The 12,017-nt window shown below is 70.8% G+C and carries 13 protein-coding genes; 3 read left to right on the top strand and 10 right to left on the bottom strand.

Annotation, left to right across the window (positions count from 1 at the left end; translation table 11 throughout):
• Window positions 1-161 precede the first annotated feature (161 nt).
• The 7 genes from KQ305_RS06585 to KQ305_RS06555 all read right to left on the bottom strand — a co-directional run bounded on the left by KQ305_RS06585 (window position 162) and on the right by KQ305_RS06555 (window position 6,368).
• Window positions 162-1,787: an urea transporter gene (locus KQ305_RS06585; protein WP_259724622.1), complete on the bottom strand. Its 1,626-nt coding sequence runs from the start codon at window positions 1,785-1,787 to the stop codon at window positions 162-164.
• Window positions 1,784-1,912 carry a hypothetical protein gene (locus KQ305_RS06580; RefSeq protein WP_259724621.1) on the bottom strand — a complete coding sequence of 43 codons (129 nt, stop codon included), beginning with the start codon at window positions 1,910-1,912 and terminating at the stop codon, window positions 1,784-1,786. Before KQ305_RS06580 ends, KQ305_RS06585 begins: the two co-directional genes overlap by 4 nt.
• Window positions 1,913-2,242: 330 nt before the next feature.
• Complete coding sequence (locus KQ305_RS06575) at window positions 2,243-2,710, bottom strand: Fur family transcriptional regulator (protein WP_399230824.1); 468 nt, start codon at window positions 2,708-2,710, stop codon at window positions 2,243-2,245.
• A gap of 32 nt (window positions 2,711-2,742) precedes the next feature.
• A complete protein-coding gene (locus tag KQ305_RS06570; RefSeq protein WP_259724620.1) occupies window positions 2,743-3,777 on the bottom strand; it encodes a lysylphosphatidylglycerol synthase domain-containing protein in 1,035 nt (344 codons plus the stop codon).
• Entirely contained in the window at window positions 3,774-4,988 is a 1,215-nt protein-coding gene (locus tag KQ305_RS06565) for a LarC family nickel insertion protein (RefSeq protein WP_259724619.1), read from the bottom strand. The genes KQ305_RS06570 and KQ305_RS06565 overlap by 4 nt, the downstream gene beginning before the upstream one ends.
• Window positions 4,985-5,626 carry a hypothetical protein gene (locus KQ305_RS06560; RefSeq protein WP_259724618.1) on the bottom strand — a complete coding sequence of 214 codons (642 nt, stop codon included), beginning with the start codon at window positions 5,624-5,626 and terminating at the stop codon, window positions 4,985-4,987. The genes KQ305_RS06565 and KQ305_RS06560 overlap by 4 nt, the downstream gene beginning before the upstream one ends.
• Before the next feature lies 1 nt (window position 5,627).
• Window positions 5,628-6,368, bottom strand: coding sequence for a hypothetical protein (locus tag KQ305_RS06555; RefSeq protein WP_259724617.1), 741 nt, complete (start codon window positions 6,366-6,368; stop codon window positions 5,628-5,630).
• A 117-nt stretch (window positions 6,369-6,485) separates the two neighbouring features.
• Here KQ305_RS06555 and KQ305_RS06550 point away from each other — a divergent pair, with 117 nt between their 5' ends.
• Complete coding sequence (locus tag KQ305_RS06550) at window positions 6,486-7,337, top strand: tetratricopeptide repeat protein (protein WP_259724616.1); 852 nt, start codon at window positions 6,486-6,488, stop codon at window positions 7,335-7,337.
• Here the strand turns inward: KQ305_RS06550 and KQ305_RS06545 are convergent.
• The gene (locus tag KQ305_RS06545) at window positions 7,267-7,641 is read right to left on the bottom strand and encodes a hypothetical protein (RefSeq protein WP_259724615.1); all 375 of its coding nucleotides are present in this window, start codon (window positions 7,639-7,641) and stop codon (window positions 7,267-7,269) included. The two genes, KQ305_RS06550 and KQ305_RS06545, sit on opposite strands and share 71 nt — an antisense overlap.
• Window positions 7,642-7,723: 82 nt before the next feature.
• Between KQ305_RS06545 and xth the strand changes: the two genes are divergently transcribed.
• On the top strand, window positions 7,724-8,557 hold the full coding sequence (gene xth / locus KQ305_RS06540) for an exodeoxyribonuclease III (RefSeq protein WP_259724624.1): 834 nt from the start codon (window positions 7,724-7,726) through the stop codon (window positions 8,555-8,557).
• 14 nt (window positions 8,558-8,571) lie between these two features.
• On the opposite strand, the gene KQ305_RS06535 is transcribed toward xth, so the two are convergent.
• Window positions 8,572-9,162: a PAP/fibrillin family protein gene (locus tag KQ305_RS06535; protein ID WP_259724614.1), complete on the bottom strand. Its 591-nt coding sequence runs from the start codon at window positions 9,160-9,162 to the stop codon at window positions 8,572-8,574.
• Window positions 9,163-9,275: 113 nt separating this feature from the next.
• Between KQ305_RS06535 and mqo the strand changes: the two genes are divergently transcribed.
• Complete coding sequence (gene mqo, locus KQ305_RS06530) at window positions 9,276-10,763, top strand: malate dehydrogenase (quinone) (RefSeq protein WP_259724613.1); 1,488 nt, start codon at window positions 9,276-9,278, stop codon at window positions 10,761-10,763.
• Here the strand turns inward: mqo and crtL are convergent.
• On the bottom strand, window positions 10,760-12,016 hold the full coding sequence (gene crtL, locus KQ305_RS06525; RefSeq protein ID WP_259724612.1) for a lycopene beta cyclase: 1,257 nt from the start codon (window positions 12,014-12,016) through the stop codon (window positions 10,760-10,762). The genes mqo and crtL overlap by 4 nt on opposite strands.
• Window position 12,017 lies beyond the last annotated feature (1 nt).

Raw genomic sequence — 12,017 nt, 5'->3', positions numbered from 1 at the left:
GGGGAGGAAGCGGTAGCGCATCGGAGAGGAGCGCCCTTATTGCGAACTGCTCGCAACCTAGACGCGCCGCCGCCCCTTTTGCAAGCGATTCTCAATAGCAGCTGGAGATTGCGAAGCGGCAGGCCGCTGGTCGGCTGGCCGGAACCGCGGCACCCGGGCCCTCAGGTGAGCAGCAACCGGTCGAAGAACGCGTGCCAGGACAGCCCGGAAAGCTCAGGCCCGAACACCGCCCGCTGCTCCCTTTGATTGAGCGGGAGTTGGCCGATGCTGCCCAGCAGCCGGTCCATCTCGCCGGGGTCGAGCCGCTCATCGCCATCCGCATCCACCGGGATCAGGTAGCGCTTCAGCCGCTCCTGTCCGTCGGAGAGTCGGCGCAGGCGCAGCATCACCTCGATGAACTCGGCCCTGTCCACCGCCCCGTCGCCATCGAGATCCATGGCCGCCAGCACCCTGGCCAGGGCCGCCACAGGGTCGCTGGGGCCCTGCTCGATCCCCTCGACCAGTTCCGACAGGCTCAGCTGGCCGTCCTGGTCGCGGTCGAGGCGCTCGAACAGCTCCTCGAGCCGCCCCAGCAGCGCTGGATCCGCCGACGGGGCCAGGCTGGTCCAGCCGCCCCCGCCCACGGCCCCGCGCAGACGGGAGCGGAAATCGTTCAGCAACCGCCGGGTCACCAGATAGCGCTGCAGATGCTCCTCCGGCGTGAGGATCGCGTGCAGCGCCACCGGTACAACGGTGGGCAGCGCCCGGCGCACCACCAGCAGGGTGGCCAGGGTGGCGACGATGAAGGACAGCGTGAGCGACGGCAATCCGAGCGGCATCAGCCGCTCCAGTGGCGGGGTGAGCAGGCTGGCGGCGAGGGCCGCCAGGGCCGCCGCCCCCAGGCTGCGCTTGGTGGGGGCATGGAAGATGCCACCGATGGCAATGGCGCTGAGAACGCCGTCGTAGCTCCAAAGGCCCATGCCGACGGCGCCAGCGGCACCGCTGGCCAGGCCCGCCAACGCCCCGATCGCCGCCCCCATCAGACCCACCCCTGCCGCCATCGGGCTGGCGACGGCCGTGGCCGCCAGCACCAACCAGCCACTGGCCAGATCAGCACAGAAGAAGACCTGACCGAAGCCTCGCGGCAGGGCCAGCAGAAAGGCCTGCAGGGCCGAACCCGCAGGTGGCACCATCGCGGGACTGTGGAGCTGCAGCGGCGGCACGTCCGCCAGGGTGACCAGCGCCAGCAACCCCCAGGTCACCAGGCAGAACGGCAGCGTCATCGGCGGCAGGCCGGTGGCGGCATGCAGACGACGGCCCGGGCCGTGGACCAGCACGGAGCTCAGCGCCCCACCCCCCAGGGCCGCCAGAGCCCAGAGAAGAACAGCTCCCGGAGGACCCAGATCGGCGAAGGTGGCGATGGCACTGCCGACCAAGGCTCCGTTGAAACCGTAGATGCCGTTGTGGCGGTCTTCCCAGGCGCTGCCGAGGGCCTTGGCCGCCAGATGGGCCGCCACGATTCCGAAGCCGGCGAACAGCGCCACCGACGGCGACTGAAGCAGCAGAGCCAGCAGCAGCAGCAGGCCGCTGAGCGGATTGTTGATGAAGATCACCTGGCCCAGGCTGCGAAAGCCCGCCACCACGGCAACGACGGCGCGCCGATCCCTCCAGCGGCTGGTGAGCTGGGGCAGGGTGCCGCTGCAGGGCAGTAACCGCTCGTACCAGCTCGCGAGCGGAGCTTCCGGCACCAGCAGGGAGAGCAGGAGCTGGTGAACGGGAAGGGGGTCTGGGGGGCCGGTGCGGTTCATGGCCAGGGTGCCGTGGCTTCGATCACCCCCGCCAGGGTGGAGATGGGGCGCAGCCGTCCCCGGGGGTTCCGGTGGGCCCCCTGGCGGAAGCCCCCATCACTGGTGGATGGATGTGGTTCAGTCACGGCGGCAGCGGCAGTTGCGCTCGGGAGGAGCGGATCGACCGCCTCCGATTGCTTGCACCGGCTCTGTCTAGGGGGATCGGCGAGTCGCTGCCTCGGATCATCAGGAGCTGCGCACCTCCCGCTGGTGGCCTCCGCCGGTGTCATCCGCTGCCCGGAGCCGTGCCATCGATCGCGCCGGCCCAGGGGACGGGCCCCAGCCTGGGGGCCGACCTTTCACCCTGCCCCCCATGCTCCGCATCCGTGGCGATCGTTCCAGCCTGCTGGCGGCCCTGGCCGCCCACTGGGCCGATCAGCAGCTGCAATTGCCGGCACGCAGCCTTGGCAGCCCCGTCAACCCTGCTCCTCAGCCGCGCAGGTCGGACAGAGGGCCCGCACGTTGAGCACGCACTCCAGCAACCGGAAGCCGAAGGCCCCAGCCGCCGCCTCGCCGGCGGCGAGCACGGGGCCGCTCTCGAACTCCTCGGTGCGGCCGCAACGGACACAGAGCAGGTGGTGATGGTCGCGGTGGGCGTCGCCGGCCAACTCGAAGCGGCGCCCCCCCTCCGGCAGTTCGAGTTCCTGCAGCAACCCCATCGAGCTCAGCAACCGCAGGGTGCGGTAGACGGTGGCCAGGGACACCCGCTCCTGGCTGCGCACCAGGCGCAGGTGCACTTCCTCCGCGCTCAGGTGGCTGCCCTCACCGATCCGTTCGAACAGATCCAGCACCCGCTGGCGCTGGGGCGTCAGGCGCTGGCCCCGATCGTTCAGGGTGGTGCGCAGGCTGCTGGGCTGGGCCAGACCGGTGGGGGGAGTGTTCACCACGCGATCCCAGATGTTCGCAAAACTAGAACCTATTGAGAAGGACTGCCTGATGACGGTGTCGCCGCTGACGGCTCCCGCACCAGTCGGCGGTCCAGGGCCACAAGGGCGGCCGCCAGCAGATCAGTGAGCGTGACGATCAGGCGGTAGCTGAGGGCCACCGCCAGCAGGGGTGCCTCCGGCAGGGCCACCCCCATCCGCAGCAGCAGCACCGCCTCGAACACCCCCAGCCCACCGGGTGCTCCGGGCACCACCAGGCCGGCGGTCCAGGCCAGGGCGAATCCCGCCAGCCAGACGGGAGCGTCGCTCCCCAGGGGCAGATCAAAGGCCCGGATGCAGCAGCAGAAGCCGGCGAAGCGCAACATCACGAACACCAGTTCCGCCAGCAGCGGCTGCCAGGGATAGCCCCGCAGCCCGATGGAGCGCACCAGGGGAGCCGCCTGTTCCAGCTCCTGCTGGATCTCCTCCTCCAGGCCCAGGTCGCGGGCCCGACGCCGCTGCAGCCGCGCCAGCAGGGGATCGAGCCAGCGGGGCAGCAGCAGGCCCAGGGGCAGCAGGCCCACCAGGCCCAGGCCACCCTGCCAGCCGCCCAGGGACACCAGGGCCAAGGCCGCCACCGCGGCCACCAGGGGGTCGAGCAGCACCGCCACCAGGGCCATGCTCGTGCTCACGGGGGCCGCCAGGGGGGCGCCCTCGCTGCGCAGCCGCTGCACCCGGGAGGCCAGGTGCCAGATGCCACCCGGCAGGAACTTACGCAGGTTGGTGGCCACGTGCAGTTCCACCACCGCGGCCCACTCGGGGCGCAGGCCCAGCCAGCGCAGGATCACGCCCCAGGCCACGCCGTTGATCAGCAGGCTGAGCAGGCTCACCCCGACGCCCAACACCAGCCACAGCCAACCCTGGCCATCGAGCCGCAACTGCACCAGCTGGCGGCCGTGGCTGAGCAGGGCCGCCATCACAAAACCGAGGCTGCCCAGGGTGATCCAGGGGCGCAGACCGCCCGGAAGCGCCGGCAGGGGCGGAAGGGCTGCCAGGGCGGGAAGGCGCAGGCGGGACCAGGGGCTCATGGCGTTTCCCCCTCAGACGCCAGGGCGCGGCGGACCTCGTCGCGCACCTCCTCGATGGAGCGACCCAGGCGCCCGGCCAGCTCCACCAGATCGGCGTGTTCGGCCTTGGCACGCCGGCGACCGTCGGGCAGGGTGGCCCACTTGATGCGCACCGGTCCGAGGTCGGTGGCGAGGGTGGCGCTCCGGCGGGGCAGGATCCAGCGGCTCTGCAGCTGCTCGCGCACCCCCAGCGTCGTGCCGTGGCGCCACCACACCTGGCGCAGCGCCGGCCCCAGCTCCGGGGGCACCAGGGCCGTCAGCAGGGTGCCGGTGCGGCCCTTCTTCATCGCCACCGGCTGGCTGAACACCTCCAGAGCCCCGCCGTTGCGTAGGGCCTCGGCCAGGTAGGCCAGGTCCTCAGCGCTGGCGTCGTCAATTTGGGCCTGTTGCTGCAACAGGACTTCGCTCACTTCGTTGGCTCCACCCACGCCATCGTCCCCCAGGGGACGGGCCAGGGTGAGGCGCAGCAGGTTGGCCCGATCCAGCTGGCGCGTGCCCAGCCCCACCCCCACCCCCAGCGGCACGGCCCCGGGGGAGGGGCCGAAACGGTCCGCCCAGCAGGCCATCAGGGCCAACCCGGTGGGGGTAGTGAGTTCGCCGGGTGGAAACCCCTCGCTGGAGGCCAGCGGCAGACCCCGCGAGCGGGCGATCTCCAGCACGGCCGGCGCCGGCAGGGGCAGGGCTCCATGGGCGGTGGTCACGCTGCCATGGCCCGCCGGCGGCACGCCGCAGACCAGCTGATCCACCTCCAGGTGCAGCAGCCCGGCACAGACGCCCACAATGTCCACCAGGGCATCGATCGCCCCCACCTCATGAAACGCCACGGCCTCGGCGGGGTGGCCATGGACCGTCGCTTCAGCCTCCGCGAGCAGGCCGAACACCGCCAGCACCTTCTCCTGCAACGTCGGCGCCAGGGGCGCCGCCTGGATCTGCTGGCGCAAGGCCCCCCAGGGGCGATGGGGCGGCTGTGTATCCAGGGCCTCCACGTCAAGATGCAGCCCCCGCAGCCCACCGCTGCGCCGTTCCTTGATCCGCAGCCGGTAGCGCCCCTCCAGACCCAGGGCCGCGAGGGGCGAATGGATGATCTCCTCGGGGAGGCCGAGATCCAGCAGGGCCGCCAGCAGCATGTTGCCGGCCAGGCCGGTAGGGCAATCCAGTAGGGCCAGGGTCATGGGGGCGGCCGCCGGCCCAATCGGGGGGCCGCCTGCAGCAGCCGTTCGGCCTCGGCCTCGATCTCGTCACGGCGTGCCCGCAGGGCCTGCTCCACCTCCCGACGCGCCCGGCGCTGTTCCAGGCGGGCCGTCGCGACATCAAAGCCCGAGAGGCCCCAGAGGCGCCCCAGCAGGGCCCGGTCGTCATCGCCGCCGACGCTGTCGCCGTACACCAGCGACTCAGCCACCATGCCGGCCTGCAGCACCCGGCTCCAGCGCCGCAGATCCTCGGCCGAGAGCTTCACGGTCTCGGGCAGGGCGAATTCGGTGCAGCCGCCGCTGTCGACACCGGCACGCAGACAGGCCAGGCTGCCCACCAGCACCCGCTGCACCGCCAGACCGTCGCTGCTCGCCGCCAGGGCGTGGCCGGCTTCATGGATGGCGATGCGGCGCAGTCGCCCGTGGCCGCCGGGCAGGGCTTCGGCCAGCAGATGGCCGCCCCGGCCGCCGAAGCGGGCCGCGTCCAGGGTGAGGGATCCCAGGCCCAAGGCCACGAACACGGTGAGCCACCAGGGGGACAGCCCGACCAGCGGGCCCGCCACGGCGCCAAGACTGACCAGCAGCACCACGACGCCGGCCGTGAGGGCACCGCTGGTCATCTCAACGGCCCTGGCGGGTCACGGCACGGCCATGGCCCTTGGGCTTGGCCGGGCCGCCCTTGTCAGCGCCGGGTTTGCGGGCCTTGCCGCCGCGGTTGCCCCGTTCGGCCACCGGGCCGATGACCTCGAAACGCTCAACGGCGAGCTGCTGTCCCTGGCGACGCAGATCAAGGGAGACGAAGTGGCGCAGGTGCTCCAGGGGAATGTCGCCGCGCAGCTGGAGCTTGAACGGCACCGGGCGGTTGCCATCGGGGCGGGGCTGCTGCCGCACCTTGATGACCAGATCGCCGGTTTCAGGGCGGGTGAAGATCAGCTCCCCACGGATCGAGAAGTAATCGTCACCCTCGGGAAGCTGGTCAGCGTCGGTGGCGGTGATGTCAGGGGAGGTGGCGTCCTGGTCTGTGGCGTCCTGGTCTGTGGCGTCCTGGTCTGTGGCCCCGGAGTCCGTGGGCGCGGCCAGGGTGCTGGGTTCCCACACGCCCACCATCTGCAGGTGAAGCTGGTTCTCATCCCGGGAGCGGGGATAAACGACCCACAGATGCGGCGTCTCCAGGTCGAGATGGCGGCGCATGAGGGTGAGCAGGCGCCCAAGCACCACGGCCTCGACCTCAGTGCCGTCGGCCGTGCGGATCAGACCCCGGGTGAGCTGGTCGGGCTCGGCCGGCACGTAGCAACCACGTACCACTCCGATGGCCCGGTACTGCATCGGCTCGGTGACAGGGGAAATGGGATGCTGGCGCATGGTGAAAGGAAGAACCCCGTGGCGGTGCCTGGAATGGCCCGGGTCAATGTAAGCAGCAGCGGAAGCGTGATGCCCAGGCCAGACTCTGACGCGACCTCGAGCCTTCACCGTCAACGGATGCCCTCCCCGAACCGAAGCCTTCCCGGCCTCTGGTCGCTGCTGGCGGCCGGCCTGGTCGGGGTGCTGGCCCTCGGGGGAGGCTGGTGGCTGGGCCAGCGCCAGTCGGCCACCCAGGCCAGCGCCGACCCAAAGCGGACCCTGCTCACCAAGGAGGCCACCCGGCTGCGGCTGCGGCTCGACGCCGACGAGGCCGGCCCGGCCGACCGCCAGCGGCTGCTGGAGCTGCTGGTGGCCCTCGACCGCAAGCCCGAGGCGATCAGCCTGCTGGAGCCCATGGCGGACAGGGAGCCAGAGCGCTGGTCGCTGCGGCTGATGCTGGCCGAACTGCGGCGCGACCAGGGCGACCGCAGCGGCGCCGAGCGCGAACTGCGCCAGATCCTCAACCTGCGGCCCACCCAGGTGGAGGCCTTGCAACTGCTCAGCCTGCTGAACCTGGAGCAGGGTCGGAGCGCTGCCGCCGAGGCCCGCGTCAAGGCCGCCTACGGCATGGCCATCAAACCCGACGTGAGGCCGGAGGCCCTGGGCATCGGCCTGCTCCTGGCTGAACTCCAGCTCAAGCGCAACGAGTCCACGACAGCAGCGGCCACTTACCTGCAGCTGGCCAACGTCTTTCCCCAGGACCAGCGTCCCCTGCTGGGCCTGGCCATGCTGCGGCACGACCAAGGCGACGCCAAAGGGGCCCAGGAGGCCCTGGCCCAGGCACGGCTGCGGAATCCCAATCCGGACAAGCCGGACCCGAGGCTCGACAAACTGGCGGCGAGCTGGGGGCTCGAACCGCTCAGATCCCCTTCAGCTGACCCGAAGACCCCGTCGGCGCGGGCTTCGGAGCCTTCGCGTCAAAGTCTTTGAGGGCCTGATCGATGGCTGAACTGGGTGGGGTGGCGTCGTCCAGGGCCGTGCTGCGCTTCAGCTTGTTCAGCAGGTCGAGCGGATTGGTGCTGTCGAGGAGCGAGCCGCTGCCTGTACCCGATTTGCTGGGCCCGTAGTCGTACAGCTGGCGCTCCATCGTGCTGGTGCCAAGGGTCTGGCCATAGCCGGCCTGCTGGGCCGAGGCCTCACCGGCCGGCAGCACGACCAGCGCCGCGGGCAGGGCCATGGTGGCCAGGGAGCCGACACCGGCGGCGCAGGCGCGCAGAGAAAACGAACGGTTCATGGCTCCTGCCGGCGGAGAGAAGAAACACCAAGAGCTCCATGATAAGGGCCCTTTGCCGGTCGACCGGCCCGTCGCCATGGCCCTGCGGATCGCCACCTGGAACGTCAATTCGGTGCGCACCCGGCTCGATCAGGTGGGCGCCTGGCTCAGGACCGAAGGGCCCGAGGTGCTCTGCCTGCAGGAAACCAAGGTGGCCGATGACCTGTTCCCCCACGCCGCCTTCGAGGCCCTCGGCTACCAGGCCGTGATCAGCGGCCAGAAGGCCTACAACGGCGTCGCGATCCTCAGCCGACTGCCGATCGAGGACGTGCGGGTGGGCTTCGCCGCCCTGCTGCCGGACGATCCGGCGGCCGTGGGACTGGGCGAGCAGAAGCGGGTGATCAGCGCCTCGATCGAAGGGGTGCGGGTGCTCAATCTCTATGTACCCAACGGATCCGCCCTGACCTCGGAGAAATACCCCTACAAGCTGGAGTGGCTGGCCTGTCTGCGGCGCTACCTGGAGGCCCAGGAGGCCGAAGGGGAACCCCTGGCCATGGTGGGGGACTTCAACATCGCCCTGGAATCCCGCGACATCCACGACCCGGAACGCCTCAACGGCGGAATCATGGCCAGCGAGCCGGAGCGCCAGGGCCTGGTGGCCGCCCTCGGCGATCGCCTGAGCGACGTGTTCCGCGTCTTCGAGCCGGAGGCCGGGCACTGGAGCTGGTGGGACTACCGCACCGGCGCCTGGGATAGGGACAGGGGCTGGCGCATCGATCACATTTATCTGTCTGAAGACTTGCTGGCCTGCGCCACGGGCTGCGTGATCCACAAGGGGGTGCGGGGCAACGAGCAACCCAGCGACCATGCGCCGGTGATGGTGCACCTGGCCTGGCCGCCGGAGGAGGCCGCCGACGGCGACGACGACGGCTGGTGACGGCCCCCGGGGCCTCAGCCCAGGAACGCCGCCATCTCCAGGTCCGCTCTCCGCACCAGGGCGAACAGGGTGCCGGAATTGCCGCGGCTGATCCGCAGCTCGTCATCGAGCACGGTCACATCGAGCCAGGCAGGAAAGCTCTGATTCACCTGGCGAAACAGCTGCAACCGCCGTTCTCCGATCTGGGGCCCCAGCCAGCCGCCCCGCTCGAACTGCACCGACACCCGCTGATGGGGCGGCTGGGGCTCCACGGCGATCCGGGCCTGCACCCCGATCCCCGCCAGGGGCCCGAGGGGGCCGGCCAGCCGCAGCAGGTTCAGGGCACGGCCTGCGGCGGGATCGAGCAGCTGCAGATTCTCCAGCCAGGGCTGGACCGCCAGATAGGGCAGGGAGCTGCTGCTCCAGCGCAGTTCCCACACCCCCGCCAGCTGGGACGCCTGGGTGTCCAGATCGGCCGGCTGCAGGCGCTCCAGCCGCTCGATCAGGGCCGGAATCCTCTGGGCGGCCTGGGTTGCGGAGCGGGCGGATCCGGCCCGCAGGCAGCCCAGCAGTTCCTGCCGGCAGGCCTGGGCACCGCCGGCGATCACAAGGGAAGGATCCGACACCGGCTTTCACCCGCAGCACGGGGGCGTATCAAGATCCATGCTGTCAGGGCCAGGAGGCCATCGGATACCGTGTCGCCCGGCCCGATCGCCGACCCGATCCAACGGCAGACCCCGTGACCTTGACCACCGTCGATGTGACCCTGGTGGGGGCGGGGATCATGAGTGCCACCCTGGGCACCCTGCTCAAGCAGCTGCGACCTGAGCTGCGCCTCCTGCTGATCGAGAGCCTCCCGCGGGAAGCCCAGGAAAGTTCCAGCGCCTGGAACAATGCCGGAACGGGCCATGCGGGGAACTGCGAGCTGAACTACACGCCGATGGCGGCGGACGGTTCGATCAGCCTCACCAAGGCGCTCGATATCAACGAGGCCTTTGATCTCTCGCGCCAGTTCTGGACCCATCTGGTGAAGGGCGGTGCCCTGGGCTCCCCGGAAGCCTTCATCCAGGGCGTCCCCCACATGAGCTTCGTGCTGGGGGAGGAGCGGCGGGCCTACCTGCGCGAACGCCATCGGTTGATGGGTGCCCACCATTGCTACCAGGGCATGGCCTACAGCGAGGAGCCGGCCCGGGTGGCGGACTGGGCTCCCCTGCTGATGGAAGGCCGGGATCCGGCCCAGGCGATCGGCGCCACCTACCTCGCGTCGGGCACCGACGTGAACTTCGGGGCCCTCACCAGCCAGCTGCTGGATCACCTGCGCGCCTGCCCACCGTTTGAGGCGCGATTCTCCACGGCGGTGACGGGCCTCCAGCGCCGGCAGGACGGTGGCTGGCGCCTGGAGAGCCGCGACCAGGCGAGCGGCGAGGTCCACCTGATCGATTCCGGCACCGTCTTTCTCGGGGCCGGTGGCGGCGCCCTCACCCTGCTGCAGAAATCGGGGATCCCGGAAGGGCGCGGCTATGGCGGCTTTCCCGTCAGCGGCCTGTGGCTGCGCTGCGGTGATCCGGCCGTGGCCAGCCGCCACCACGCCAAGGTCTATGGGATGGCGGCCGCCGGCTCGCCACCGATGTCAGTGCCCCACCTCGACACCCGCCTAGTCGATGGCCGGCACTGGATCCTGTTCGGGCCCTATGCGGGGTTTTCCACCAAGTTCCTCAAGAGCGGCTCCCTCTGCGACTGGCCCGGCTCCCTGCGGCCCGGCAACCTGCTGCCCCTGCTGGCGGTGGCCCGCGACAACCTGCCCCTGACCGAATACCTGATTGGCCAGGTGTTCGCCAGCGCCGAGCAGCGCTTCGCGGCCCTGCGCGACTTCTACCCCAACGCCCGCCCCAGCGACTGGACCCTGGCGGTGGCCGGCCAGCGGGTGCAGATCATCAAGGCCGACGCGAACCGGGGCGGGGTGCTCCAGTTCGGCACCGAGGTGGTGCATGCCGCCGACACCTCGCTGGTGGCCGTGCTGGGGGCCTCACCGGGCGCCTCGGCGGCCGTAGCGATCAGCCTGGAGATCCTGCGCTCCTGTTTCGGTGAGAAGCTGCCCGATGGCTGGGAGCGGACGCTGAAGCGGATCCTGCCCTCCTACGGCGAATCGATCCGCCTCGACGCCGACCTGTGCCGGCGAATCCGGAGCCAGAGCGCCGAGGTGCTCAGGCTGCCGGCTCCTGGTTAGGGCTGGCGCGGCGGCAACAGCAGACCGGCCCGCACGCCCCAGGACGACAGGGCAAACAGGCGCAGCATCGCCGCCAGCAGCTCCGGCACGTTCAGAGTGTTGGCCAGAAAGCCAGCCCACTGCGGACCGGGCAAGCTGAAGAAGCTGGCGAAGAACTGGCGCAGCTGGTCTTCGGGGAAGCCCATCAACTTGCCCAGTCCGAACTGGTAGAGGGCGTGCTTGCAGCGCAGCTCCGGGGGCCAGAGGGCCCGCCAGCCCGCCTGGGCCAGGAGAGCCGAGGGAACCTCCGGCGCCGCCATTGCCGCCGCCACCGCCGCGGCCACCGCCGGAGCCCGGCGCAGCAGGGCGCCCACCATGTAGCCCGAGGCAGGGTGCACCATCGAGGCCGCCCCGCCGAAGCCCAGCACCGGCTGGCGCAGATCCGGCAGGGGCAGGTTCATCGGGAACAGGCAGAACTCCTCGTGCTCCACCGCCAGCACCTGCACGCCGCGCTGGGCCAGGCGCCGGTGGAGGCGTTGCTGGAGGACCTCGAAGGGCACCGGGGGAGCCAGGGCCAGGGACGTCTCCTCAACGAAGAAGCGCCCCCCGCCCAGGTCCATCGCGTACAGGAAGGTGGGGGGCTCGGCCCGCTCCGCCTCGCTGAGGTGGTCGCAGCGGTAGTCCATGAGCACGAACTGATCGGGCGGCACAGGCGGCGCCGAGAAGCGCCCGACGACCCCATAGGCCGACTGCCCCGCCACCGGGCCCCGATCGGGCCGCCGCACCAGCAGCGGCTGATGGCCGGTGGCGTCCACCACCAACCGCGCCTGCCACGAGCCTCCATCCGCACCCTCCACCACACTCAGGGCACCAACGGCCTGGCAACCCGTGGCCAGGCCCTGAAGCAGCTCCACCCCGCCGCGATCACAGGCAGCCAGCCAGTGCTGCTGCAGGGCCTCGCGGTTGAACAGGCCGTAATCGCGGCCATGGACCGTGGGGAGGTTGGCCGCCGCCGTGGGGTCAGGATCGCCCGCCCCGAAGTAACTCACCGTGTGGCTCCAGCGGTGCTCCAGCAGGTGACCCAGGCCGAGGGCATCCACCTCATCCCCCCAGATGCCGTAGGTGTTGGGCCAGGGGGTGCGCGGATCCTGGGGCGCCAGCAAGGCCACCTGGAGCCCTTCCGCCGCCAGGGCCGCCGCGATGCAGAGGGCGGCGGGGCCACCTCCGAGCACCAGCACGTCCCTCGCCATCTCGCCGGTACGGTGATGGCTCATC

It is taken from the genome of Synechococcus sp. CS-1332 (assembly GCF_025127995.1).
In the GTDB taxonomy this organism is placed as follows: domain Bacteria; phylum Cyanobacteriota; class Cyanobacteriia; order PCC-6307; family Cyanobiaceae; genus Cyanobium.
Note: the sequence above shows the minus strand (reverse complement) of the source record. Positions and strands in the feature narration are given on the sequence as shown.